Annotated in this window: 26 protein-coding genes; 12 read left to right on the top strand and 14 right to left on the bottom strand. The window is 36.4% G+C overall.

Going from position 1 to position 26,342, the window contains the following annotated elements:
- Positions 1 to 26: 26 nt before the first annotated feature.
- A complete protein-coding gene (locus AC0INN_RS01575; protein ID WP_306611354.1) occupies positions 27 to 1,049 on the bottom strand; it encodes a 3-oxoacyl-ACP synthase III family protein in 1,023 nt (340 codons plus the stop codon).
- Between the two features lie 72 nt (positions 1,050 to 1,121).
- On the opposite strand from AC0INN_RS01575, the gene AC0INN_RS01570 reads away from it, so the two are divergent.
- Entirely contained in the window at positions 1,122 to 2,021 is a 900-nt protein-coding gene (locus AC0INN_RS01570) for a magnesium transporter CorA family protein (RefSeq protein WP_172277350.1), read from the top strand.
- Positions 2,022 to 2,298: 277 nt separating this feature from the next.
- The gene (locus AC0INN_RS01565) at positions 2,299 to 3,885 is read left to right on the top strand and encodes a patatin-like phospholipase family protein (protein WP_273647381.1); all 1,587 of its coding nucleotides are present in this window, start codon (positions 2,299 to 2,301) and stop codon (positions 3,883 to 3,885) included.
- A 157-nt stretch (positions 3,886 to 4,042) separates the two neighbouring features.
- Here the strand turns inward: AC0INN_RS01565 and AC0INN_RS01560 are convergent, their stop codons facing one another.
- Complete coding sequence (locus AC0INN_RS01560) at positions 4,043 to 4,573, bottom strand: NAD(P)H-dependent oxidoreductase (protein WP_306611352.1); 531 nt, start codon at positions 4,571 to 4,573, stop codon at positions 4,043 to 4,045.
- Positions 4,574 to 4,665: 92 nt separating this feature from the next.
- Between AC0INN_RS01560 and AC0INN_RS01555 the strand changes: the two genes are divergently transcribed.
- On the top strand, positions 4,666 to 5,040 hold the full coding sequence (locus AC0INN_RS01555; protein WP_273647379.1) for a winged helix-turn-helix transcriptional regulator: 375 nt from the start codon (positions 4,666 to 4,668) through the stop codon (positions 5,038 to 5,040).
- A 91-nt stretch (positions 5,041 to 5,131) separates the two neighbouring features.
- Here the strand turns inward: AC0INN_RS01555 and AC0INN_RS01550 are convergent, their stop codons facing one another.
- The 4 genes from AC0INN_RS01550 to AC0INN_RS01535 form a co-directional block, all read right to left on the bottom strand.
- Positions 5,132 to 5,683: a DNA-3-methyladenine glycosylase I gene (locus AC0INN_RS01550; protein ID WP_172277335.1), complete on the bottom strand. Its 552-nt coding sequence runs from the start codon at positions 5,681 to 5,683 to the stop codon at positions 5,132 to 5,134.
- On the bottom strand, positions 5,683 to 6,000 hold the full coding sequence (locus AC0INN_RS01545) for a nucleoside triphosphate pyrophosphohydrolase family protein (RefSeq protein WP_273647378.1): 318 nt from the start codon (positions 5,998 to 6,000) through the stop codon (positions 5,683 to 5,685). Before AC0INN_RS01545 ends, AC0INN_RS01550 begins: the two co-directional genes overlap by 1 nt.
- Entirely contained in the window at positions 6,000 to 6,920 is a 921-nt protein-coding gene (locus tag AC0INN_RS01540) for a helix-turn-helix domain-containing protein (protein ID WP_273647377.1), read from the bottom strand. The genes AC0INN_RS01545 and AC0INN_RS01540 overlap by 1 nt, the downstream gene beginning before the upstream one ends.
- 255 nt (positions 6,921 to 7,175) lie before the next feature.
- Entirely contained in the window at positions 7,176 to 8,012 is an 837-nt protein-coding gene (locus AC0INN_RS01535; protein ID WP_273647376.1) for an SDR family oxidoreductase, read from the bottom strand.
- A 187-nt stretch (positions 8,013 to 8,199) separates the two neighbouring features.
- Here AC0INN_RS01535 and AC0INN_RS01530 point away from each other — a divergent pair, with 187 nt between their 5' ends.
- Genes AC0INN_RS01530 through AC0INN_RS01520 form a run of 3 tightly spaced genes read left to right on the top strand, consistent with a single transcriptional unit; the run spans position 8,200 to position 10,601 of the window.
- Positions 8,200 to 9,114 carry an alpha/beta fold hydrolase gene (locus tag AC0INN_RS01530; protein ID WP_273647375.1) on the top strand — a complete coding sequence of 305 codons (915 nt, stop codon included), beginning with the start codon at positions 8,200 to 8,202 and terminating at the stop codon, positions 9,112 to 9,114.
- Between the two features lie 39 nt (positions 9,115 to 9,153).
- A complete protein-coding gene (locus tag AC0INN_RS01525; RefSeq protein ID WP_273647374.1) occupies positions 9,154 to 9,558 on the top strand; it encodes a hypothetical protein in 405 nt (134 codons plus the stop codon).
- A 29-nt stretch (positions 9,559 to 9,587) separates the two neighbouring features.
- Positions 9,588 to 10,601 carry a TQO small subunit DoxD gene (locus AC0INN_RS01520; protein ID WP_273647373.1) on the top strand — a complete coding sequence of 338 codons (1,014 nt, stop codon included), beginning with the start codon at positions 9,588 to 9,590 and terminating at the stop codon, positions 10,599 to 10,601.
- 54 nt (positions 10,602 to 10,655) lie between these two features.
- Here AC0INN_RS01520 and AC0INN_RS01515 read toward each other — a convergent pair whose 3' ends face one another.
- The 5 genes from AC0INN_RS01515 to AC0INN_RS01495 all read right to left on the bottom strand — a co-directional run bounded on the left by AC0INN_RS01515 (position 10,656) and on the right by AC0INN_RS01495 (position 16,988).
- Positions 10,656 to 12,233 (bottom strand): DHA2 family efflux MFS transporter permease subunit, encoded by a 1,578-nt coding sequence (locus AC0INN_RS01515; RefSeq protein ID WP_172277314.1) that lies wholly within the window; start codon positions 12,231 to 12,233, stop codon positions 10,656 to 10,658.
- A 163-nt stretch (positions 12,234 to 12,396) separates the two neighbouring features.
- Positions 12,397 to 13,509, bottom strand: coding sequence for an HlyD family secretion protein (locus AC0INN_RS01510; protein WP_273647372.1), 1,113 nt, complete (start codon positions 13,507 to 13,509; stop codon positions 12,397 to 12,399).
- A gap of 15 nt (positions 13,510 to 13,524) precedes the next feature.
- Complete coding sequence (locus AC0INN_RS01505) at positions 13,525 to 14,841, bottom strand: TolC family protein (RefSeq protein ID WP_172277308.1); 1,317 nt, start codon at positions 14,839 to 14,841, stop codon at positions 13,525 to 13,527.
- Entirely contained in the window at positions 14,825 to 15,451 is a 627-nt protein-coding gene (locus AC0INN_RS01500) for a TetR/AcrR family transcriptional regulator (RefSeq protein ID WP_273647371.1), read from the bottom strand. Before AC0INN_RS01500 ends, AC0INN_RS01505 begins: the two co-directional genes overlap by 17 nt.
- A 418-nt stretch (positions 15,452 to 15,869) precedes the next feature.
- A complete protein-coding gene (locus AC0INN_RS01495) occupies positions 15,870 to 16,988 on the bottom strand; it encodes a DNA polymerase III subunit (protein ID WP_306611342.1) in 1,119 nt (372 codons plus the stop codon).
- A gap of 213 nt (positions 16,989 to 17,201) precedes the next feature.
- Between AC0INN_RS01495 and AC0INN_RS01490 the strand changes: the two genes are divergently transcribed.
- The 5 genes from AC0INN_RS01490 to AC0INN_RS01470 all read left to right on the top strand — a co-directional run bounded on the left by AC0INN_RS01490 (position 17,202) and on the right by AC0INN_RS01470 (position 22,299).
- The gene (locus tag AC0INN_RS01490) at positions 17,202 to 17,630 is read left to right on the top strand and encodes an organic hydroperoxide resistance protein (protein ID WP_306611340.1); all 429 of its coding nucleotides are present in this window, start codon (positions 17,202 to 17,204) and stop codon (positions 17,628 to 17,630) included.
- A 93-nt stretch (positions 17,631 to 17,723) separates the two neighbouring features.
- On the top strand, positions 17,724 to 19,043 hold the full coding sequence (gene mdlD, locus AC0INN_RS01485; protein WP_172277296.1) for an NAD(P)-dependent benzaldehyde dehydrogenase MdlD: 1,320 nt from the start codon (positions 17,724 to 17,726) through the stop codon (positions 19,041 to 19,043).
- Between the two features lie 340 nt (positions 19,044 to 19,383).
- Entirely contained in the window at positions 19,384 to 20,658 is a 1,275-nt protein-coding gene (locus tag AC0INN_RS01480; RefSeq protein WP_172277293.1) for a hypothetical protein, read from the top strand.
- A 1-nt stretch (position 20,659) separates the two neighbouring features.
- Positions 20,660 to 21,250 carry an LPS export ABC transporter periplasmic protein LptC gene (gene lptC, locus AC0INN_RS01475; protein WP_273647368.1) on the top strand — a complete coding sequence of 197 codons (591 nt, stop codon included), beginning with the start codon at positions 20,660 to 20,662 and terminating at the stop codon, positions 21,248 to 21,250.
- Positions 21,251 to 21,255: 5 nt separating this feature from the next.
- A complete protein-coding gene (locus AC0INN_RS01470; RefSeq protein ID WP_306611337.1) occupies positions 21,256 to 22,299 on the top strand; it encodes an anhydro-N-acetylmuramic acid kinase in 1,044 nt (347 codons plus the stop codon).
- 29 nt (positions 22,300 to 22,328) lie between these two features.
- Here the strand turns inward: AC0INN_RS01470 and AC0INN_RS01465 are convergent, their stop codons facing one another.
- Positions 22,329 to 22,718, bottom strand: coding sequence for an SRPBCC family protein (locus AC0INN_RS01465; RefSeq protein WP_172277284.1), 390 nt, complete (start codon positions 22,716 to 22,718; stop codon positions 22,329 to 22,331).
- A 29-nt stretch (positions 22,719 to 22,747) separates the two neighbouring features.
- Between AC0INN_RS01465 and AC0INN_RS01460 the strand changes: the two genes are divergently transcribed.
- Positions 22,748 to 23,359 (top strand): NUDIX hydrolase, encoded by a 612-nt coding sequence (locus tag AC0INN_RS01460; protein ID WP_172277275.1) that lies wholly within the window; start codon positions 22,748 to 22,750, stop codon positions 23,357 to 23,359.
- Here the strand turns inward: AC0INN_RS01460 and AC0INN_RS01455 are convergent.
- Both AC0INN_RS01455 and gldJ read right to left on the bottom strand, forming a co-directional pair.
- Entirely contained in the window at positions 23,352 to 24,623 is a 1,272-nt protein-coding gene (locus AC0INN_RS01455; RefSeq protein WP_306611334.1) for a UDP-N-acetylmuramoyl-tripeptide--D-alanyl-D-alanine ligase, read from the bottom strand. The genes AC0INN_RS01460 and AC0INN_RS01455 overlap by 8 nt on opposite strands.
- A gap of 65 nt (positions 24,624 to 24,688) precedes the next feature.
- Positions 24,689 to 26,290 carry a gliding motility lipoprotein GldJ gene (gene gldJ / locus AC0INN_RS01450; RefSeq protein ID WP_172277267.1) on the bottom strand — a complete coding sequence of 534 codons (1,602 nt, stop codon included), beginning with the start codon at positions 26,288 to 26,290 and terminating at the stop codon, positions 24,689 to 24,691.
- Positions 26,291 to 26,342: the final 52 nt, after the last annotated feature.

Raw genomic sequence — 26,342 nt, 5'->3', positions numbered from 1 at the left:
TTATTTATATATATCCAATCAAGATATTAATATTCAAACAATACACTTCCCCAGGTAAATCCACTTCCGAAAGCGGAAAGAAGTACCAGGTCTCCTCTTTTGATTTTACCTTCTTCAATCGCTTCGCTTAAAGCAATCGGAATAGAAGCTGCCGTTGTATTCCCATATTTCTGGATATTGTTGTAGATTTTTTCATCCGGTAATCCGAACTTCTGCTGTACAAATTGGGCAATTCTCAGATTCGCCTGATGGGGAATAAACATATCGAGATCTTCAACTGTTTTTCCTGCTTTATTTAATGCTTCCACCATCGTTTCAGGAAATCTTGTTACCGCATGTTTGAATACGAAGTTTCCATTCATAATAGGATATACTTCTTTATTGGTAACATTTTCGGGCTCCTTTCTCATGCGATCACTCCAGCCGTATTTTGAACCCGGGAACTGGGTACATAATTCGTCTGCATATTTACCTTCAGAATGCATATTAAAGGATAAAACATCTCCCGCATTCTCGTCCTCAATTGCAGAAAGGATAACAGCTCCTGCCCCATCCCCGAAAATCACGGAAACTCCTCTTCCTTCATCAGAAAAATCCAAACCAAAGGAATGTACCTCAGCGCCTACGACTAAAATATTTTTATAGGCTCCGGTTTTAATAAAAGCATTAGCTACACTCATCGCGTAAACAAATCCTGAACATTGATTCCTTACATCCAATGCTCCGATGGTATCGCATCCCAGCATATCCTGAAGCAATACCCCACATCCTGGAAAATAATAATCGGGAGAAAGCGTGGCAAAAACAATATAATCGATATCCTTAGCGGTTAATCCTGCTTTTTCAAGAGCTTTTTCAGACGCTTTGAATGCCAGGTAGGCTGTCGTCTCCTGTGAATCGTTTCTGTTTTTCCTGTGTCTTCTTTCTTTGATACCTGTCCTCTCCGTGATCCATTCATCATTGGTAGTCATTAATTTAGCTAAATCATCATTCGTTACAACATTATCCGGAACATAAAATCCGATTCCTTTTATTGTACTTTTAATCATATAGTTTTTTAATTTTGGCAAAGATAAACTTATTTGACCCATAGTATTTCAAAATATTAGTATTTTTACTTTATGCCAATCGATACGATATACAGAGATTCCCACTGCGAATGGGTGGATGTAGAAGCTCCAACCCCAGAAGATTTACAGTTTCTTCATGAAAGATATGAGATTAATAATCTCCTTCTGGAAGACACCCTTGATCCTAATCACCTTCCGAAATATGAAGAGGATGGGAATGTAAAGTTCTTCCTGCTGCGGGAAAGTACAGAACTGGAAAGGAAAAATCTGAATACGATAAGTGATATCAGCACCAAAATTGGAATTTTTCTTCTGGAAAATACGATCATTACAGTTCACAGGATGAAAACCAGAAGTATCACCGAAACAAAAAAACAACTTTCTTCCAGCACCACAGATTCGTCACCGGAAAATATCGCCTTGATGATCGCCCTATTGATCATGAAAAGCTTTGATGATGAGTCAATCAGCTTACTGGAAACCATGGATAATATAGAAAATGAAATTTTCTTAAAGAATACCAATCATACGACCCAGATCCGAAGGCTTTATAAACTGAAAAGAAAATCAGGTTTGAATTCCAGGGTCCTTATTATTTCTACAGATGCCGTTGATAAGTTTAAACTTCTGAATCTTCAGGATTCCGAATTTGTAGACCTGAAAGATAAGCACAAAGACGTTGTTGCCGATTTTGATCACCTGAACATCCAGATCACCAACCTTATTTCTATGTTCCTGGCATTATCGGATCAAAAAGCCAACCAGGTGATGAAGGTATTGGCAATTTATTCTGTTTACTTCTTACCGATTACTTTTATAGCGGGAGTCTACGGAATGAACTTTGATAATATGCCGGAACTGCATCATAAGCATGGTTATTATTTCACTTTGGGATTAATGGCTTTAATTGTCATTGTTACTTTTATTTATGCGAGGAGAAAACAGTGGTGATGGATCGGTCTTCAAGATATGGAGTTTTTTAAGGGAAGGATTAGATTTGCTTACCAAACATAATTATAAAATTTGCAATTTTTCTTAAGAGCTAAGTTTTTTTTAATCCCACAGGTCACTCAGTTTAGCACCGATGCTTATTGAATATTTAACTCTGAAAATGGGGTGAAATTTGGATATCTTTTGGTATTTTTATCTTCAATAAAACCACTGAGCTTTAAAGCGACTATACAAAAGCTGCAGTTTTTTATTTTAAATCTAAAAACACCAAACCACCATGAACCCGGATCTTCTTAATAAAATTCTCGGTGATAATGTTCTTTCAAAAGAGTCTAAAGACAAACTTATGGCTCTGCATGAAAATATTTCCACCAAAGAGTTCTCGGATCTACTGGACGCTGAAGGCCATCAATATGTCGAATTTGTACAGGAAGGCGGTGGTGTTTGGGGAAGTGCACTGGTAGGTTATCTCTATGGTCTTGAAATATTCGGTGTCCGTTTTCTGAAAGTGGCAGGTACAAGTGCCGGGGCTATCAATACAATGTTAATTGCGGCTTATAAAACAAAAGAAGAAGCTAAAAGTGAAGTAATCAAAGAAATTTTATTCAACTGGAATTTTGCAGATTTTATGGATGGTAAACCTTATGTAAGGACTACTATCCATGCAATGCTTAATAACAAAAACTTCCTGAAGATAAATACGATTATTGCCATTATTATTTTACTCATCCTTGTGATTACCCCATTTGCGGTATCCTCTGAAACGGTATGGAGGGCTAAGCTTATTTTCCTTATTCCCATTATTCCTTTGATTCTGATATTTTTCTGCCTGAAAAAGTTTTATAATGATTTCCGTAAGCAAAACAGCGGTCTTAATCCCGGAAACACATTTTTAAATACCATGAAAGATGCTCTGGATAGTTTCGGTGTGAAAACGGTCGCTGACCTTAATCAGAAATTTTCTGCCAGGGAGGGTGCACTCAATCTTAATTACCGTTACGGCAATAATCAGGAATACTACACCATAGCACTAAGAAGTATAGAAGAAATAAAAAATGCTAATCTGGAACATATAGACGAAACGCAGTATAAAATATTTTATGACAGTGCCGTCAGCAATGATCATTATAAAAATAACCCCTTCTATCAGTTAAGATCAGAATACGTTGTCGTTACAACAGATATTAACGCTAAAATAAAGGTGGAACTGCCTACGATGGCCAATTTATACTGGTCAGAAGAAGAACTCAAACACAGCAGTCCGGCTGAATTTGTGCGTGCTTCCATGTCTGTTCCTTTCTTTTTTGAACCTTTTCAAAAGAGGATTAATAAGGATGATGATTCTGTAAAATACGCATGGAGGTTCTGGATGAATACAAAACCGCAAGATATTTATCCTGTGGGTGTTTTCATAGATGGGGGAAGCATTTCCAATTTCCCTATTGATCTTTTTCATGCCAATGATGTATTCTATCCGAGAATGCCTCTGTTTGGTGTACAGCTTACGAGTAAGTCCGAAGGGGATGCCGATAAGGGGAAAACCAGCGAGCAGATCTTAAAAACCCCTTTTTCATATGCAGGAAATATCATTGAAACCCTGAAAGGCTTTAATGATAAATCATTCCTCACCAAACATACTTTTTATCGTTTGTATAGCATACAAACCGTAGATTGTGGAACCAGCAGCTGGCTTAATTTCTTTATGAAAAGGGAAGAAAAGGAACAACTTTTCAATGCGGGTTTTTCAGCCGCACTGGATTTCCTCAATGGATTCGACTGGAAAAAATACAAAAAGGAAAGAATGATGATATCGATGAAGGAGAAAAAAATACTGAAGGAAGAAGATACGAAGACGGTGGGTTAAAGAATTTCTAATATCTATAAAATAAAATACTTATGAATCCGTTTGTCTATGATTTTTACAATGGAATTACGATAAAAGAAATTCTAAAAAATAATAAAATTTAAACCTAGTTGGAAAAAGCCGGATCATCAATCATTTAAATGATCCAGCTTTTTTATTATAATTTATCAATAAACTTCAGATATTCCGGGACACTTTTCTCTATCCATTCCTGTGAAGTATTAATTTCCAAGTTGTAATAGGTAAAAAGATCTTTATAATCTGCTTTTATATATTCAAAAGTGAGTTCAAAAGGTCTGGTCAATTCTTTCATTGTATATTTATATTTACCGGAAGCAGAATAATCTTCTTCTTCCACGCCGGCTGTAATAGCCAAAGCAATCTTCTTCCCTCCTACTTTAAATCCGCTTTTGCTTCCGTATGCCCATCCATAAGTTAAAACTTCATCAAACCATTTTTTTAAAAGCGGCGGACTGCTGAACCAATAAAAGGGAAACTGAAAAACTATTTTATCATAACTTTCAATCAATTCCTGTTCTCTCTTAACATCAATTATACCATCAGGATATTCCTTATACAGATCATGAACGGTATATTTTTCAGGATACTGAGAGAGCTCTTCCACCCATCTTTTATTGATCAGCGAATCTTTCATTACAGGATGGGTAACAATTACCAATGTTTTCATTTTAATGCAATTTATAGTTACAAAAATAATCCTATCCACTTACATTTCGTACATTAGCAACCTAATGTATTGTACTATAAAAAAAGTAAGTAATGAGCAAAATAAAGGAAACATCAACAAATTTTGAGAATAAAAAACTCTTATCCGATGAATGTTCTGAGGTTTATGCTTCCAACATTATCGGTGGACAATGGTCACTGGCTATATGCAGCTGGTTGATTAATGGTAAACTGAGATTTGGGGAATTAAGGAAACTTTTACCCAATATTACAGAACGTATGCTTACCTTACAACTCAGGAAGCTGGAAGAAAATAAGATCATTACAAGAACCGTTTTTGCGGAAGTCCCACCTCGTGTTGAGTATGAACTTACAGCAATAGGTTATAAGCTAAAGCCTATCATTAAAGAACTTGAGCAATGGGGAACGGAGCATAAGGAAATTGTAAGTTCGGATAGACTAAATTGATCCGAAGTTTCTGCCTATACTAAAGACGGGTATTCGTAGAGTTTTCTGTTATTATCAGAAAATAAAATATTGATTTTACAGGCTTCCTGATTTAACCTTTTTGCCACATGGGATTATGTTTCAGAATGGTTTTGTATACAGAGCAGTTTTCTGTATGGGCACCACCCAGATAACCAATACTCATCAGGAATTCATTGACGATTTCTCCACCTGTGAATTTAAATGTTTTTTTAAAAAGCTTCATCCATTCCTGTAAAGTTTTGGGATGATGATGTTCCAGCCATTTTTCAAATGATCCGAATTCTTTTTGCAGCTCAATGATTGTTTTGGCATTTTCAATGGCAGCGTTCACCTTAAGTTTATTTCTAATGATGCCGCTATCATTTAATAACCTTTCACGATCTTTTTCACTATATGCGGCTACTTTCTGAATATTAAACTGATCATAGGCATTTCTGAAGCTTTCTTCTTTTTTCAGAATGGTTTCCCAGCTTAATCCTGCCTGATTAATTTCCATTACCAAGCGCCCAAATAATTCATTATCATCATGAATAGGGAATCCATAATGATAGTCATGATATTTTTGGTGTAATGCCTTTCTGCTTTCAGGCTGCATCTTTTCTATGGCTGAACAATAACTCATTAAAATATATTTTCTGTTTTGGTTAAAAATTTCTCTAAAGCATTTTTGATATCAATACCTGTCCGATCTGCTAAGATAATCAACCACCAGATATTTTCCGCTAGTTTATGTTCCAATTCTGCAGAGGCATCTTTTTTAATCCATGTTTTCTCATGTGACATAATATCCCGTCCGACAATGCCGGCATCGGTAAGGTAGGCAAGTGCATCCTGTTCCAGGGTCCATTCACTACCGTTCTGCTGCTTTTCAAGACGGTGGTATTTCTCTCTGATGTCAAGAGCCCTTTCTATAATCTTATCTAAATTATTCTGATCCATTATTCTGATTTTTGAAGGGATTGTCTGTATTGATTAGGTGTCTGTCTTGTCTTATTTTTGAACAGTTTACTGAATGACTGCGGATGCTCGAACCCCAATTGATAAGCTGTTTCGGAAACTGACAATTGAGCTTCGGACAAATATTCTTTAGCCTTTTCAATAAGCTTTTCGTGAATATGTTGCTGTGCGTTCTGCCCTGTATGGTGTCTGAGCATATCACTCAGGTATCTTGGTGTAAGATTTAGCTGTGATGCAATATATTCTACTGTTGGCAGTCCTTTTATACCTTTTTCCCGATCAAAATAATCATCAAGTAAAGCCTCCATCCTTGAAAGAAGGTCATTATTTACCGCCTTTCGTGTAATGAACTGGCGATTATAAAAGCGATTGCTGTAGGTAAGCAGCAACTCAATCTGCGAAATAATAACATCCTGGCTAAACTGATCTATCCTTTCATTTAATTCATTCTTAATGCTTTCAAAAACATCGAGAATTGCTTTCTTTTCATTTTCGGAAAGATACAATGCTTCCGAAGTTGCGTAAGAAAAGAAACCGTAATTTTTAATTTTTTTCATTAAAGAATATGGTCTTATAAAATCCGGATGAATATGCAGGGACATGCCACTATAACTCCTTTCCTCCTGTTCCATAATAAGAACCTGCCCCGGAGAAACAAAAGAAAGGCCTCCTTCCTCAAAGTCATAATATCCCTGGCCATAACGGATTTTACCGTTGAAATTGGTTTTAAATGAGATTTTGTAAAAATCCGATTTTGTCCCCTGTTCAAAGGTTTTCGGATCGAAGCACGTTTCATCATAATTGATAATTGTGATAAGAGGATGTTTGGGTGCAGAAAGTCCCATCGCTTCATGTAAAGCTGACAGAGATCGGAAATGAACGGGTGACTGATTCGTTTTCATAGTACAAAGATAAGGTGGGTTTGTGACAACTGTTAGTCAGTAGGAATGTGAAATTTGATGAATTGATAATTGATAATTGATAGTTGATAGTTGATAGTTGATAGTTGATAGTTGAAGGTAGTAAATTATAGGTTGTGAAAATAAAGATTTTGCATATTTAACATTACAGCTATTTACTCTAACTTATTTAATTGCAATTCATTAGTAAAGCCCGCAACATCTAACATCTAATATCTAACATCTAATATCTAACATCTAAGTTCTAACCTCTAATTTCTTCTCTTCCCCAAACAAAAAGCCGGATTTTATTTTCTGAACATGATTTTCCACTCCGATGGAATTCCGGTCATTGTAAAGGGCATTAGCATCTTTGCCGGCAACATACCTCAGCTGATCTTTACCATCAGTTGCCGCTTCATAAATAACGTGGGCAATATCTTCCGGTTTTGAGTAATTGGATACCTGATCCGGACTATAGCCTTCCTGTACTTTTTCTGTCAATTGGCGATACGCGCTATGCTGGGCTCCATCTAATGAACGGCCAGCAAAATCCGTTTGTATTCCTCCCGGAGCCACTACTTTAACCTGAACCCCGAATTGAGCCAGCTCGTAACCCATACTTTCTGAGAAACCGTCTACTGCAAATTTTGTCGCACTATAAATAGAGCATGTAGGAAAACCCATTAAACCGAAACTGGATGTGATATTAATCAATACCCCTTCTTTTCTTTCTCTGAAGTAAGGAGTAAAAGTCTTTGTAATCCGGATTACTCCCATGAGATTGGTTTCAATCTGTTTTTTAATCTGTTCATCTGTAAAGGCTTCTAAAGGGCCTACCAAACCATATCCGGCATTATTCACAACCACATGAATCTCCGTTTCGGAAAGAACCTTTGCAATCGTTGATTCCAGCTGTTCTTTATCGGTAACGTCCAGTCCGATAACGGAAACATTTTCTAATGCTGTGAGTTCAGTTTCATTTTCGGGGTTTCTCATGGTCGCAATGACATTCCATCCCTGGCTTTGAAATAGCTGAGCTGTTGCTTTCCCTAATCCAGATGAAGCTCCTGTGATAAAAATTGTTTTTTGCATTGTTCTGATTTTATGATACAAAGGTCTTTAGAAATTAAAAATTAAAAGTAGCCATATTGAGTATCGTTGTAGCTATTTTGACGAATTACAGAATTTTTTATCATAAATTAAATGACAGGAAAATGTAATACTTCTTTATTACTAATTATTTTATCTTTACCCATCTTCTTATATTTATATCCGAATTATGAAACAGGTTATTTCAGTTCTTTTCCTCTTATTTGTATGCTCATTGAATGCACAGGCAATTTACTCCAGGGATTACGGAAACAAGGAAAATCCACCTGTTATTTTTATTCATGGCGGACCCAGCGGAAATGCTACATTATTTGAAGGAACTACAGCTGAGGCATTAGCTAATAAAGGGTTTTATGTAATTGTTTATGACAGACGTGGTGAAGGACGATCGAAAGATGACCAGGCAACAATGACTTTTAAAGAAAGTTTTGATGATTTGCTCAATATTTACAAACTGTATGGTCTGAATAAAGCAAATATTCTGGGACATAGTTTTGGGGGGATCATAGCGACTTTATTTACGAATCAATATCCTCAAAAAGTAAGCTCATTAACGCTTGCAGGTGCTTTGTTTTCGCAACAGGAAACTTATGATCATATCCTGAAAGAAGCTAGAGAAAAATTTAAGGATGATCCATCAAAATTAAAGCAGATTACAGACATTCAAGGTTTACCGAAAAACTCCGCAGAATACAGAAAAAGCTGCTATAATATTGCGGGTGATATGAATTTCTTTTCCATGCCCAATCCAACACCCAAAAGCCGGCAGCTCAGAAATGAATACGAAGCAGGTGATTTTTATAAAAAGAATTACAGAAACCCTGATTCACCTCTGAAATTCTATAAAAATGAAAGCCGGAATAATCTTAATAATATCAGTGTTTTAAAAAATATAAAAAAGAAGGATGTCCCTATCTTTGCGGTCTATGGAAAGAATGATGCTATATTTTCTGAAAAGCAGATCAATGATCTTCAAACAATAGTAGGAAAAGAGAACTTCGATCTTATTGACAACTGCTCTCACTATTTATTTGTAGACCAGCAGGATGAGTTTTTAAAATTTATGGTTGAGCATCTGCATTAAATTCTTTCATTCCATTATAAAAACTTAGTTTTGCAGATCATGCAGGACTACAAAATACATACGAGAACCTACAAAACAATCATTATCATGCTTGTTTTGATGTTTTCATTATCTCCCTGTTCTGTAAAAAGGGACCTGTTAGGTATTTTCGATATCCAATATATCAGCCCTTTAAATAAGGTAAGAGTTACTTCCAATCCCGCTTTCAGCTGTGATAGTTTGATTACGAACTCATCACAGAAAACACTTATTTCATCAATACAATCCAAATCGGTAAAAGGCTTTTTATTTTATTTGCATACTTGCTTACATCCTTTAAAAGAAGGTAAACAAATTTGCAATACCTATTCCGGAACAACTTCAGGAAATAGCCCACCAAGGTATATTTTATTTCAACAATTAAAATTGGATATAGCACAGGAGATTACCTCCGGTCATTTTTAATTTTAATTATTCAGTAAAATATACATTCAATGAAAAATACAACTTGCCAGCTTAAAGATCATGCTGGTTTATATACATTATCTATCCGTATGGTCATCGGATGGACTTACTTTTCAGCTTTTTGGCGGCGTCTGGTCCTGGAAAATAAACTGGATCCCGAAGTAAAAGGATATATCGGCGAAAAATTCAATCATTTCCTGCCCAATGCTTTGGGGATCAAACCAGCTATAGAATACCTTGTTACTCATCCCGATGCATTGCACACCTCTATGGTAGTTTTTACCATCATAGAAGCGATTGTAGGACTAGCGGTCATTTTTGGATTGTTTACCCGTCTCATGAGCATTGGAATTTTTGGACTGGCTTTAGGAATTCTTCTGGGATCAGGCTGGCTGGGAACAACATGTCTGGACGAATGGCAAATCGGTGTTCTGGGAATTGCGGGTGGGTTCACATTATTTCTTACAGGCAGTGGTCCTTTTTCTCTGGATGATTACTTTTTAAAGAAGAAGAAGATCAGTTTCACTTCTAAAAAATGGTTCCCATGGCTCGCCTCAGGTCATCTCCCTATCCGGAATCCCAGATATTTTGTGCTTACAGGTTCTGTTTTTATTATGGGACTTACCCTCTTTACCAATCAATATTTTCATGGAGGAGTCTGGGGAACTTTGCACAATAAATCAGTTCAACCCAAAGTTGAGATTTCAAATCTTTCCCTTAACCGTAATACCATTCATTTTGAGGTATACAGAACCGAGGGTGCTGACGTCTACGGTTCGTTTCTGATCGGTATTCATATTTTAGATAAAGATGGGATAATTTTAAAAGCATTGACCCAGAAAGAACTTTCGGAACTGCAATCGGAAAATATTCAGAATCATTATGTAGCCAGGGTAAAGCCAGGGAAACACAGTCTGATCATTCCGCTTGGAGCCAAGGCAGATCTCAAATTCAATATTGAAGATATCTCAGACAAAAGAAATATGATCCATCGCGTAAAGCTGATTGACATCAGCGGAGCTGAATGGTTTGCTGATCTTTAAACTTTTCAGCATAAAAAAATACCTCCGGATTCCGGAGGTATTTTTAATTTAAATTTAGTGCATGGCTTCACTCAAATCTATTTTTTCTTTACTTTTTCGCTCTTTCACGAAGAGGATAAATGGTATACAAATCAGGAAGGCTACCCCTAAATAAAGGAAAACATCCATATAAGACAGTACCGTTGCCTGTTTTGTTACTGAAAGATCAAGCATTTTATAGGCCGCATTCAATGCAGCATCAGGAGTCATCCCTTTGGAGATAAAACTTGCTTTCAGTGTTGCTAAACGCTGCTGAACCTCAAAACTATCACTATCGAGATGGGTAATAAGATTCACCCTGTACTTCTGACTTGCATTGGCAATAAAGGTTGTAATGGCAGCAATACCAAAAGAACCACCCAACTGTCTCATCATCCCCGTAAAAGCTGCACCCTGTCCAATTTCCTGACCTTTCAATGTACTTAGCGACAAGGAAGTAATCGGTATGAACAAGAGTCCTAATCCGGCTCCTCTTACAATCAACATCCAGAAAAAGGCTTCTTTACTGGTGTCTGGTGTAAGGATCTTATATCCCCAGAAACTATAAACAAAGAAAATGAACAATCCTAAGGAAACCAGAATCTGCTGCTTAGCTCCTTTAGAAAGCAATCTCCCGATGATAGGCATCATGAAGGCAGTAGTTAATGCTGCAGGGATCATCAATGCACCCGATTGCAGGGCAGTCCAGCCTAAGATACTTTGAGTGTATAAAGGGACAATAAATGTAGACCCATACAGCCCAAATCCTAATACAAAAGACATCGCCGTTCCGATCCTTAAATTACTGTTCTTCAGAACCCTTAATTCAACAATAGGAAATTTAAAGGTAAGCTCCCTCCAGAGAAACAGTATAAATCCTAATACAGCGGTTACGGTAAAGGTAACGATCATTCCGCTTGCAAACCAGTCTTCTTCATGACCTCTTTCCAGGATAAACTGTAAAGAACCCACAGTAACGGCTAACAGGGCAATTCCAAGCCAGTCGACATCAGAAGCTTTTCTCTTCTCGGCATATTTGGGACTTTTTACAAATTGTAAAGTCATCAGAGTTGCTGCAATACCAATTGGAATATTGATATAGAAAATATAAGGCCAGCTAAAGTTATCTACAATATATCCTCCTAACGGTGGTCCCAAAGTTGGACCAATGATTACCCCTAAACCATAAATCGCCTGAGCCATACTTCTTTTTTCAACAGGATATGATTCCGTGATAATGGTCTGTGAGGTTACCAATAATGCGCCTCCACCAATACCCTGGCATAATCTGAAGAATACCAGTTCCCAGATATTGGTTGCATTTCCACATAAAAATGAAAATATGGTAAAGATGATAATAGAGGCTGCAAAATAATTCCGACGTCCGAACTGCTGTGACAGCCAGCTCGTCATTGGTACGATAATTACGTTACCTATAGCATAAGCCGTAATTACCCAACCCACTTCAGAAAGTGTAGATCCCAGGTTACCTTTCATTTCATTGAGGGCAACGTTTACAATCGTGGAATCCACAATTTCAAGCAGAGCACAAAGAATAGCTGTGATCGTAATGATCACTCTCCGGGCTCCATATTCTACTAATGAATCTTGCATAGTTAATTTTGTGTGATGTACAATTGTATGAATGTGAAATGATTGATTTAAGGATTGAGAAATTTAAAGATTAAAGATTTCTCAATTGAAAACAAACCCGTTATTATGTTTGCGTAATCTATCTAAATCATAAAAACATTCTACATCAATACATTTTACATATTTATTTTAGCGAAACTTCAGCTTTCACATTCATTCCTGTTCTCAGTTTTTTAGCGATATTCGGATCCAGTTTTACAAAATCAATTTTTACAGGAAGTCTTTGTACCACTTTTACGAAGTTACCACTTGCATTATCCGGAGGCAGGATAGAGAATGTAGCACCGGTTGCAGGTGAGAAAGAGCTTACAACCCCTTCAAATTCCTGATCAGGGAAAGCATCAATTTCTATTTTCACTTTTTGTCCCTCAACCATTTTGTCAACCTGAGTTTCTTTAAAGTTCGCAACCACCCATTTCTGGTCATTTTTCACTACACTGAATAACTGCGCACCTGCTTGAAGATATTGTCCAACCTGAATCGGAACTTTTCCTACATATCCGTCTTCAGAAGCCAAAATAATCGTGTAAGACAAGTTTAATCTTGCATTTTCCACATCTACCTGTCTTTGTTGTGCCACTGAATTGGCTACACTTATCTGTTGAGAACTAGCTGCAGTCTGAGAAGAAGCAATACCTGTCTGCTGAGCGATCTGATTTCTCTGCTCCACTAAAACCTGCAACTGCTTATCTGCGGATTGTTTTGCAGCAAGCGCCTGCTCATATTGTTGTTCTGTAATGGAATGATCCTTTACAAGATTAGCATATCTTTTCAGGTCAGAAGAAGTTTTCCAGACATTTACTTTTGCAGCTTCGATCTGGGCATTTGCTGTTGCTACAGCAGCTTCAGAGCTTCCGATGTTTTTAGAAGTAGCTGTTGTAGTAGCCTGAGCAGTTGAAATATTACTTTTTGCTGTTGCCAATGCTGCTTCGGCTTGCTCTAATGCCATTTTCTGGTCTCTGCTATCTAAAATAACCAGAGTATCTCCTTTTTTTACAAACTGATTATCTTTTACTTTTATCTCTTTTACATATCCTGATACTTTAGAAATTACAGGACTCATATTGGATGCAATCTGGGCGTCATCCGTTTCTTCATGCACCTGTCCGTAAGAATAAGTTCTATATCCATAAATTCCACCTCCGATTAACACAACCGCTAAAATGATAGGGAAAACTAAACTTTTCTTCTTTTTTGGTTCTAAGTTCTCTGCTTGTTCTGTTTTATTATTTTCCATTGTGGTATTATTCTTTTATTTAATTGTTAAAGTTCCTGTAGTTTGTAATAGTTTTCTGTAAGCTAATGCGGCATCTGCTTTTGCATTGATCACTCCTACATTGGCTGAGATCTGAGCAGCATCTGCATCCAGGAGTTCGGTCATGGTGGCTAAACCATTATCGAACTTATTTTTAGTAATTCTATAGTTTTCATTAGCCTGAATAGCAGATTTTTCAAATACAGCAATCCTTTGCTTAGAATAGTTTGTATTTTGATATTCTCTGTTTACATCAAGCTTTATATTGTCATTTAAAAGTTCATTGCTTGCTTCCAGTTGTTTTTCTCTCGCCTTGGATTGTCTCAAAGATGAATTCTTCTTCCAGATATTAGCCAGATTATACTGTATCCCTATGCCTACGTTTACTGCATTGTAAACCGTTAAAAAGTTGGGTGCATCTGCTGCAATATACCCTCCTGTTAATGCAATGGTAGGTAAGTTTTCAGCTTTTGCAGCTCTACTTCCCAACTCTGCAGCCCTTCTTTGCTGGCTTAAGGCTTGTAGATCTTTACGATTTTGCTGAGCCTCATTCAGATAGTAATCCACAGGCTTAGCATCCTCAGCTTCATCTATATAATTGGGATCCACTTCAATAATTGTTGTTTCAGGAATTCCTAGTAACAGGTCCATATTGATGTTTGCAATATTGTAGTTATTTTTGGCTTCCAATAGCTGCAATTCAATATCTGAGGTTTGAAGATTTGCTTTTAAACGGTCATTTCTTGCGATCAATCCGTTATTTTCCATTTTAAGAAAAGTCTCATCTCTTTGATTGGAAGCTGTAAGGTTTTCTTCTAAAACCTTGATCGATTGGTTGGCCTTAAACAAATTATTGTAAGCCTGGGCAACATTGTAAGCGATGGCAGTTTTATCATTTTCCGTGCTTAGTTTGGATGCCTCCACCAGATATTTTGCAGACTCAATTCCATATTTTATTCTTCCTCCAGCATAAATAGGCATAGATAAATTAGCCTGACCTAAAAATACAGACTTCGGTGAGGCTACTCCACCACCTGATCCGGATTCGTTCAGAAATTTTACATCTACTTTAGCATTCGTTAAACGCATGTACTGCCCCGAAAGCTTAAAATCCGGCAGCTGTTTATTTTTTGCTTCTAAAAGGTCGGCTGTCGCTTCTTCTATTTTAGCGGCATCGATCTTTAGATTCTTGCTGTTTTGGATACCTAACCTCACAGCTTCATCAAGGCTGAGTTGTTTTTTCTCCTGAGCATTTATGTTAGCAATTCCTATAAATAGTGAAAGTGCAATAACGGAATTATTTATTTTCTTCATAACCCAAAAGGTCTTTTAGTAAATATTTTATATGTTTATTAAGTTCTGTGTAGTATTTTTCATCGAAAGCTTCTTCGTCCTCCTTATTATTCAGGAATTCTTTATACATTTCTTTAGCATTGGAAGCGTAAAATAACGTCCCGCTAACTGTAGTATGTAACAAATAAATAAGGGGGTTCTTGGTAAAAATGCCTTTTTCCAAACCACTCTTTAAAATCTGTGAGTACATGGAAAGAAAGCCCATTTTTGTTTGCTTCAGGAATTCTACAATTTGTGGGTTCTCCGCATGGAGCTGCTCACGCTGCATAATCCGGTAAAAGCATCTGTTATTTCTTACCTTTCCTGAAAACACGTCCACTATCTTTTCTATTTTCTCCCATTCATTAATATCTGTTCTCTCTAGAATATCTTTTGAAAAAAACTGGCTTTCATTCATTCTGTATTCTACCAATTTCTCGTAAAGTTTTTCTTTTGAGCCAAAATAATAAGAGATCATAGAAATATTTACATTCGCTGCCTTTGAGATTTCCCTTGTAGAAGTCCCGTCAAAACCTTTTTCAGCAAAAAGCTTTTCTGCAGCAAATAATATATTTTCTTCTTTTGAAATCATGTCACTGCTAATTTTTCAGGCTGCAAATTTACACAAGTTTTGTAAAGAATCAAACGATTGATTGATTTTTTAATGTATTTTTAATTTTACTTAATATAACTTACTGTAAACTAATACATTTTGATTAAATAAAAATACTAATTATTATAAATAAATTCATAATTAATTAACTATTTAAATATTTGATTTAATTTTTTCAGGTAAAAATTGTCAAAAATACAGCATTGGCCGAAGAAAGAATCTTCAAAAAATGATGTAAATAATTGGAATTATTTAAAATTGAAATCTGCCTTCCTTCTTTTATCATAATTATTTGTTTGCTTTTATTCTAATAAAAGTATCTAAGAAACACTTTACCATTCCTTTTTCAAAACAAAAAAGTCCGGATTATACCGGACTCATATCTTATTTTAAAATTTTATGTTGTTTTATGAATATATCTGGATAGCTTTATTCCGAGGTCTGTCCATATGATTTTAGGATTCCCGTTTCTTGTTAAATGCAGATCGGCAGTACTTACTTCTTCAAGAATATTTTCAATATTGGCACCACTGATAAATTTAGAAAATCCAGCCCAGTTAAAACCATTGGCATTGATCTTTTTATACACCAGATCCTCAGATTGATAGTTTTGCAGTAAAGCTAATCTGAATATTTCAGAACAATAATTCAGAAAGTTTTTCTGCTTCTCACGATTCCACCCGGCTATCTCTCTTGCCCAAAGGATGATATTTTTAAGAAATTCCGGCCTCTTTTTTACCTGGAATGCATCCCGAACCCATTGGATGAAAAGTCGTTCGAACTCTTCATTTTTATTCCCCGATTTTAAAAGTTTTACAGCGTCATTCAGATTTCCCTGAGCTTCATGAACAATTTCCCTGGACTGCTCATCAGATACTGAAAAGTTGTTCCGAAGATAGGTTGCAATATCCGTATCGTTAAGTCTGGGAACTTCTACAATCTGTGTTCTGGAAAGTATGGTGGGTAAAATATCGTTTGAATTTTCTGCAGTAAGCAGGATAATGGTTTTAGCAGGTGGCTCTTCCAGGAATTTCAAAAATTTATTGGATGCCGCTACATTCATTTTATCTGCTCTCCATACAATGAGAATTTTTGTTCCGCCTTCAAAACTCTTAAGAGAAAATTTCTGGTTCTGATCATCTATTTCATCAGCTGAAATAAAAAGCTGTTTGTTTTCAGAATCCAGAAAAGCAGTCCAGTCATCATAGCTTGCGTAGGGAAAAGCCAGGATCATTTCGCGAAAATCCTCAAACTTATTTTTACTTAAAGAGTTCTTGTTATCCGTATATACCGGAAAACTAAAGTGCAGGTCCAAATGATTTAGGTGTTCCACTTTTGAAGCGGCATGCTCATTTTCGCCCTGCAGGATTTCTTTTGCATAAGCTAAAGCCAGAGGAAATGTACCATATCCTTCCTTTCCAATGAAAAGCTGGGCGTGGCTTACTCTGTTTTCTGCAATGCTATCTTTAAGAAGTTTTTTCAGATTGTCTTGTCCGGCAATGTTCTCCCAATTCATGCCTCAAAGATAAAAAATCTTCTCTCAATTCAAGGAAATTTAAGATGATCTATTGATTAAAATAATTTTCAAAAACAGAACAATCCGCTTAAGATCTCGTAATTATAGTCTCTGTCAATAATCTTATTTACGTAATTCATCAATTAAATTGTGTGCAATTTAATTTTTAGCAATACATTTGTTGTATCAAAAAACAAAAAATAAACTCACATTATGAAAGTATTGTATAGTATTGGCGCTATAGCCACAGGAGGAAGAAACGGACATGTAAAAAGCGAAAACGAAGTATTGGATCTTGAAGTAAGAATGCCAAAGGGGCTTGGTGGTACAAATGATGATTACGCTAATCCGGAGATGTTATTTGCTGCGGGATATTCGGCATGCTTTGACAGTGCCCTCAACCTGGTCATCAAACAGAATAGGATAAAAACAGGAGAAACTACCGTTACAGCAAAAGTAAGTCTTGGACAGATTGAAAATGGAGGCTTTGGTCTCGCAGTTGATTTACATGCTAATATTCCAGGAGTATCTATGGAAGAGGCCCGCTCTTTAATTGAAAAAGCACATCAGGTTTGTCCTTATTCTAATGCAACCAGAGGAAATATTGAAGTTAATTTAAGTGTAACAACGGCTGAGTCTTAAATTAATCGTGGAGCCTTTATCTGATATCAGTTTAAAATGAATAATTTAGATAAAACTTTCACCAAGATTAATAGATCATTATAAAATAGTACTATGACACCAGAATCAGAACAAAAAATTAAGGAGGTTTTTGAAAAGCAAAAGGCATTTTTTAAAACCAATAAGACCAAAAATATTGAATTCAGAAAGGAGCAGCTAAGAAAATTTCGTGAAGTATTTCTTAACCACACGGATGCATTATGTGAAGCTTTGGATATTGACCTGGGAAAAAGCAGAAAAGAGGCAGAATATGTAGAAATTCAGATCGTATCCAGTGAACTGGATTATTTACTGGAAAACATTGATGAATGGGCAAAACCCACTCCGGTAGAATCCAAACCTCATCCTTCAGGAGCAAAAATTGTGAGCAAAATAACATATCAGCCTTATGGTGTAAATTATATTATAGGGCCTTTCAATTATCCTGTACAGCTTACTTTCAGTCCGTTGATCGGTGCATTGATTGCCGGAAATACAGCAATTATCAAACCTTCTGAAAACACTCCTCATGTGGCAAAGGTAATCGAGAAAATTATAGATGAAGCTTTTGATGAGTCCTATGTTAAAGTATTCCAGGGAGCTATAGAGGAAAATACATTGCTATTAAGTCTTCCTTTCGATTATATATTCTTTACGGGAAGCCCCAATGTAGGTAAGATTGTCATGAAAGCCGCCGCAGAACAGCTGATTCCGCTTACTCTGGAGTTGGGAGGCAAATCACCAACAATAGTACACAAAGATGCTGACCTCGATAAAGCTGTGTCCAGAATTTCCTATGGAAAATGGATCAATTGTGGGCAGACCTGTGTAGCCCCTGATTATATTTACATCCATGAATCTGTAAAAGACAGCTTTATAAATAAATTTATAGCTTACCTTAAAACGACTTATCCTGAAGGATCTTTAGGAAAAATAGGAAAAATCGTTAATACCAACCAGATCAAACATCTTGCAGGTTATCTGGACGCTGCACCAGAAAAAGTAATTTACGGAGGAGCATATGATTCTGAAACCCGTCATTTCGAAGCAACCTTAATGGATCAGGTGACCTGGGATGATCAGGTGATGCAGCAGGAAATTTTCGGTCCTATATTGCCCATCATGACCTATACTGACATTGATGTCGCTTTGGAAGAAATCAACAATCGCCCCAAGCCTCTGGCTTTATATGTTTTTTCTGAAAGTGAAGAATTTGCCAATGATGTTTTAAACCGTACCACAAGTGGTGATGCTGAAATCAACAGCGCCATCATCCATGTAGGCTCTCATTTTCTGCCTTTCGGAGGCGTAGGAACTTCCGGCATAGGAAAATATCACGGAAAGTTCAGTTTCCAGGCCTTCAGCCATAGCAGATCGGTTCTGGAAGTATTATAAGCTCAATTATTAATTGACAATACATAAAAAGTTGGAAGGCAGTTTTCCACAAAGAAAACTGCCTTTTAAAATTACAAAAATCAGATTAAGCAACGTCTATTTACAGCACAGCTCTTCTTTTCATTAATGTAATCAACTATTATTGTGAAAGATGTATAGTTGCAGGAATCCTGACAATTCCATCCTTAGAAAAAAGAAGCTCACTTCGACTAAATTTATTTTTATAACAAAAAATCAGCTTTTGATTTAAAGATAATTCCCCTTAACAAACTTTAACCTCATGAAATTTTTACAATTCATTAATATTTAAGATATTTGCGCATTATTTTAAAAATAAAGAATGAAAAAAATCTTTGTACTATCATTCATTTCTGTTGGCTATTTCCTTAATGCGCAGAGTTTAAGTAATTCACCATATGCAACTTACGGAATCGGGGATGTAAAATATGATAATACGATTGAAACAGCTTCTATGGGTGGCATTTCAACGGCTTTTATAAGTGATTTCACGAGTAATTTCAATTTTGCCAATCCAGCAAACAATACGAATTTCGAACTGACCAGTATTAAGCTTGAAGCGACGAACGAAAACAACTATTTCAAAACGAATTATAACAATACGAAGTCTACCAAACATTCTACGTATTTATCCAATATTTCATTAGCATTTCCTATCTCCTCAAAGGTGAAAATGGGATTATCTTATCAACCTTACAGCTCAAAGAGCTATGATATTGTTAATACCAGCACGACCACTGATGGAACTGTTTTTGCCAACCGGTTTAAAGGAACAGGAACATTAAATACAGCACAGATAGCTGCGTCTTATAAAGTAAGCAATGAATTTGCTTTAGGTTTAAGAGCGAATTATTATTTCGGTAATCTGTATGATCTTAACGAGATCACTACTGCTGATAGTCAATTGATCAATGGATACGAGACCAAAAATAATGTTCGAAACTTTAATTTTACTTTAGGGACAAGCTACCAGCATTTGAATACCCGTACTGATAAAAAACTAACCATTGGTGCCACTACTACTTTTGGAAACACAAGTAATATGACTACCGATTATACAAACAGTACTTATTTCTATGCTGCCGATGTGAAAAAAGAGGAGCAGATCATAGAACAGAAAAGCACAAGCTCTAAAAATCTTTTACCCGTACAAGCCTCTTTAGGGGTTGGATATGGAAGTGAAAACCAATGGTTCGTTTCGGGCCAGATTGATTATAAAAAAGGAGAAACCATTTCTTATTTTGGAAAAACATTTGATTTCCAGGATACCTACAGAATATCTGCCGGTGGTTGGTATTTACCTAACTACAATAACTTCAGAAACTATTTCTCAAGAGTAGTATACCGTTATGGTGCATTCTATGAAAGAGGAGGTTTGAAGATCGGTAATAACAGCATTAACAAATTTGGTATTTCAGCAGGGGTAATGCTTCCGTTCAAAACCAGTAGTATAACGAGAATGAGTGGATTGGAACTGGGTATCGAGCTTGGTAAGCGCGGAACTTTAAAAGACAACCTGATCAACCAGAATTTCATCAACCTGAGGGTAGGATTTAATTTTGCTGACAAGTGGTTCAGAAAGAGTTTATACAACTAAAATGAAGTTTAAAAACTTATCATATAAAAAAAATATAGCATGCCTTTTTAGTTGTGCTATATTTTTTATATTGACATCCTGTGAAGAGGATCTTACCAAACGAAACGGCAATCAAAGCAAAAATTTCCCTTCACAGATCATTAATAATGCCCGTATCATCCAGAGAGATTCCGGATTCGTCACACTAAAGGCGTTAGCTCCTATTATTGAAAAGTACGAGCTCATAGATAGCCCGTATGTAGTTGCCCGAAAAGGAATCAATATTGAATTTTTTGATAAGAAAAAGCCCAAGGTACCGGGAAAAATTACTGCCAAATACGCACGGATCTTCGAATATAAAAAATTCTATGAGGCAAAAGGTAATGTGAGAATTACCACCAACGAAGGACAAAGATTTGCCATGCAGAGCATCTACTGGGATCAGAGGAAAAACCGTATTTACACCAAAGATACCGTATATGTAACGATGGAAGATGGCTCTACGCTTGTAGGCGCCAACGGAATGACCGCCAAGGATGACTTCTCTGAATATACTTTCTTTAACAGTTCCGGAGATTTCAGCTCTAAACAACTGTCCGAATCCAAAAAATAATTTCTATGATTTTCCGAGCGATAGGTTTAATGTCGGGTACCAGTTTAGATGGACTGGATATTTGCTTTGTCCGGTTTGAAAAGCAGGAGCAGTGGAGTTTTCAGATTGTAATTGCCGAAACCATTCCCTACCCTGAGACCTGGGAAGAGCAACTGAGGAATTCTATTCATCTATCCGCTGAAGAACTCCTGGAGCTCAATGCTGAATATGGCTACTATCTGGGAAAACAGGTTCATCAGTTTATAGAAACTCATCAATTAAAAAACATTGACCTTATCGCCTCTCACGGGCACACCGTTTTTCATCAGCCTCAGAAAAAGTTCACCCTACAAATCGGAGATGGAAGAGCCATAAAGCTTGAAACGGGATTACCTGTTATTTATGATTTCAGGACACAGGACGTTTTGATGGGTGGAAATGGAGCTCCCTTGGTCCCGATTGGTGACGAACTATTGTTCTCAACATATGACGCATGTCTTAACCTGGGAGGATTTTCAAATATCTCATTTCAGTCTCATCATAGAAGAATAGCATTTGATATCGTTCCGGTAAATATTGTTCTGAATAAATTAGCGGAACAGTCAGGTAAACGTTTTGATAAAAATGGTGAACTTGCCCAAAAAGGAACTGTTAACAAAGCTTTACTGGACAAACTAAGCTCAATCCATTTCTATAGACAACCATACCCTAAGTCCTTAGGTATTGAATGGTGTAATGAAAATATCTTTAACAGTTTTAAAAATATTGAAACCCTTGATCTCCTGGCAACCTTCACTGAGCATATTGCCGAACAAATTTCTCAAGTTATCAATGAGAATGCCTTGAAAAACATTCTTTTTACCGGTGGCGGAACCCATAATTCTTATCTGATTGAAAAGATAAAGGCAAAAACAAAAGCAGAAATTGTTATTCCTGAAAAACAGCTTATAGATTATAAAGAAGCATTGATATTTGCGTTTATGGGGATCTTACGACTCAACCAGCAAGTGAATGTATTATCCTCTGCTACGGGTAGCTTTAAAGATCACAGCTCCGGTATCATTGCATAAAAAAACCTCCATTTCTGAAGGTTTATATATTACTTGTAAGCTTCTATCTTATCCGTTAAGGTATTGATAAAATTCTGAAGAGGCTTCTCTACCATCATTTTTATAAATGGATTAAACTTGCCCTCAAAAAGCATTTGTACTTCCGTTTGGCTGTCATTGACAGGGTTTAAAGTTGCTGTTAATGAAAAATCCAGACTTGAACTTGCCGATTTCAAAACAGCTTTTTGGTCTGTAACTTCATCTATTTTTAAAGCAATTTCCGGCATCCCCTGCAGTCCAAATTTAAATCCATCTTCTCTGCTTTCAAACTTTTGAAGTCCGTCCGGCATAAATTCTTTATAGTTGTCTGGTGTTTTTAATAGTTCCGCCAACTCTTTAGATGATTTATTGACAATAATTTTTCGTCCTTCTAAATTCATTTTTTATTTTTGTATTTAAATTCTTACAAATGTATAAAGTTTTTGTGAACGAAAAAAAATTATTGCTGTCTAAACAGTCTGAAAACCTGGAAAAAAATGTAAGGTATGAGAACTTCACAACTTTTGAAATCGCATTAGATCTTCTTGAAAATACATCTGTAAAAGAATTGAATGTATTCGGAGACGATATTGATACTATTTGGAAAGAATTTCAGAGTCTCTTCAGAATTATTGAGGCAGCAGGCGGGCTTGTGAATAACAGCAAAGGTGAAATGCTTTTCATCAAAAGACTGGGCAAATGGGATCTTCCCAAAGGAAAAATGGAAAAAGGAGAATCCCGTGAGGAATCTGCTGTTAGGGAAATCGAGGAAGAAACAGGACTTAAGGATGTTGAATTAGTAAAATTCATCAACACCACTTACCATATCTACGTAGAAAGAAACGGTGAAAAAATCCTGAAATGTACCCATTGGTTCGAAATGAATTTTAATGGTGAAGACACTTCTAAACCTCAGATTGAAGAAGGTATTACAGAGGTAGCATGGAAAAACAACACTCAAATAGAAAATGAAGTTTTTCCAAATACTTTTAAAAACATTCGTCTGATCGTCACTGAATTCAGGGACGGCCAGCCTAAATAAAATCCAGCGCTTTTTCCAGCGATATACCCCGTGAAGCTTTTAATAGAATATTCTCTGATTGAATTTTATTCAGTTTAAGGTATTCTATTAATTCCTGGGTATTTTCAAAAGATAGTGTTGATTGATTTATTTGCTTAAAATTTCTGCCAACAGTGATGATTTGATCAAAACCCAGGTCCAATGCCTGTTTTAAAATGATCTGATGCTCCAGTTCACTTTCATTTCCCAGCTCAAGCATATCACCAATAATAATGGCCTTGGCTCCTTCAAAAGTTACAAAGTTATTTAGAGAGGCCGTCATTGAGCTTGGATTAGCATTGTAAGTATCCAGAACAAGTGTCCTACCCTCTTTTTTTACGATCTGGGATCGCATATTGGTCGGCGTATAGCTTTCAATAGCATGTTGTATTTTACTAATTTCTATTCCAAAATGAAGCCCCAGACTAACTGCTGCACAAAGGTTTGTAAAATTATAATTCCCTGTAAGCTTAGATAATGCTCTGGTCCCCTGATAAGATAAACCTACACAATGATTTTCTGAAAAGGCCTCAAAATAATAATCCGAATCTGGTTTTCCGAATGTGATTTTAGGATCATAATTTTCTGTTTTATCGCGCTGTATCTCATCATTCTCGTTAACAATAATAGTCTTATGGAATGTTTTCAGATAGTCATACAATTCGGATTTTCCTTTGATCACCCCTTCAAATCCACCAAATCCCTCCAGGTGTGCTTTCCCGAAGTTGGTAATGTATCCGAAATCAGGTTTCGATAGCGAACATAACAGCTCTATTTCTTTCTGATGATTTGCTCCCATTTCTATTACCGCCATTTCATGTTCAGGTCTGATGGATAAAATGGTAAGAGGAACTCCGATGTGGTTATTCAGATTACCGTAGGTATACTGCACGTTATATTTTTCAGAAAGAACAGCATGGATCAGTTCTTTTGTAGTTGTTTTTCCATTACTCCCAGTAAGCCCTATGAATGGAATATTCAGCTTATTTCTGTGATGTATGGCAAGAGCCTGTAAAAAATCCAGTGTAGAAGGAACATAGAAGATATTTCCATTTGTATTTTCATATTCTTTATCCTCCACAATTACTGCCAAAGCGCCTTCGGAAACAGCCTTTTCTGCCAAAGTAGCTGCGTTAAAATTATCTCCTGAAAAGGCAAAGAAAATATCATTATTTTCTATTTTTCTGCTGTCAATAGTAACTTTATTAGCTTGCAGAAACAAAGGATAAAACTGTTCTATATTCATAGTTCAAAAATAAAAAAACCTTCCTGTATTTAGGAAGGTTTTTTTCAATTATTTTTTGATAAATATTATCTTCTAGTTCTATTCTTGTCAGCAACTCTGGCATCTTGAGCGACACGGAATCCAATCCAGCCATAAGCTCTGTTTTGATCTTTATATCTTCTTTGTCCCGGATCCAGCCAGTATGCAGTATCCTGCCAAGAACCACCTTTTACTACTCTGATGTCGTTAGACATAGCAGATGTTCTGTCTCTGGTATCTTTTTGCAGTATTACTTTACCGCTTCCGTCTACAATGAATCTTTGTTTAGGAGAGTTGTACATATCATATGCTGTTGCAGAATCTCCGGCTTTATAGTATTCTAAAGAAGATTGTCTGTCACCGTCTCTGTAATTTCTGTAATCAGCAATTGTTTGTCTTTCAAACTGTCCAGGTAAGTTTCTGTAAACTAATCTTCCGTCAGCTAAAGTATCATATTTAATGCTTCCTTCATCTACCATTTTGTAAGTTCCGTCTCCGTTCTTTACAACAGCCTGAGGCATATTTCCTCTATAGTAATTGAAGTCACTGAAATCTTCATCAATAATAGGTCTGTAAACATCCGCTGTCCATTCAGACACGTTTCCATACATTCCATAGATTCCAAGATCGTTAGACGGATATTGTCTAACATCTGAAGTTCTTGCAGAACCGTCATTCTTCCAACCTGCGATACCTGAGTAATCTCCTCTACCCATTTTGAAGTTTTCAAGGAACATTCCTCTGTCTCTTCCTTTGGTACCTCTTAATCTTTCAATTTCAGGCTTCTTTCCAAGATATTGGTTATATTCTCTGTTTTTAGCCATACCAAGCGCTGCATATTCCCATTCAACTTCTGTAGGAAGTCTGAATTTCTGAACCATTGCAGAGTTTGGAGCTCTGTTAGCAGCAAGCAATCTTTGGTTGGTTGTTTTCAAACCCGTTTTTTGCTGCATTCTTTGTTCGTTAATATATCCTTGCATTTCAGGATCATTCGCTTTGAATTTATCCATGTTAAATGCAGTTCCTCCTTGATTATTGGATTCGTTGATATACAAATCTTTAGCGATGATCCCTGCAGACATTAAAGCTTTTTCATTAGCTCTGTCTGTTAACCATTCGCAATATCTGTTTGCCTGAGTCCAGGAAACACCTACTACCGGATAGTAATCAAACTCCGGAGAACGGAAATACGTCTCGTTGTAATCATTTCTAGATAGTTTGTTATCCCATAATAAGGTATCTGGTAAGGCACCATTATAGATTTCCTTAAAACTTGGATCACTAGGTGGGAACACATACTTCAACCATGTAAGGTATTCGCGGTATTCGTAGTTAGTAATCTCTGTTTCACCGATAAAGAAAGAACTTACCTGCATTCTGCGAGGCGAATTATTCCAATCGTGCATGACATCATCTTTCACTAATCCCATTGTAAAAGTTCCACCTTCTACATATACCATCCCCGGCCAACCTTTCTGTTTTTGTTGCTTTCCTGCAAAAAACCAACCTTGTTTTTCGTTTGGTTTCCAACCCGTCTTACTGATAAATTTTTTAGTACCTCCACCTTTGTTGGTACCTGATCCACCACAACTGGTTAATGCAAGTGTAGAACTTAATGCTATTAATGAAAACAACTTTAGTTTTTTCATAGTCGATATAAATATTTTCAAAGTACAAAGAAAAAATAAATTATTCAATAAA

This window comes from Chryseobacterium subflavum (genome assembly GCF_055762745.1).
The sequence above is the reverse complement of the archived record's forward strand: the minus strand, read 5'-3'. Positions and strand labels throughout refer to the sequence as shown.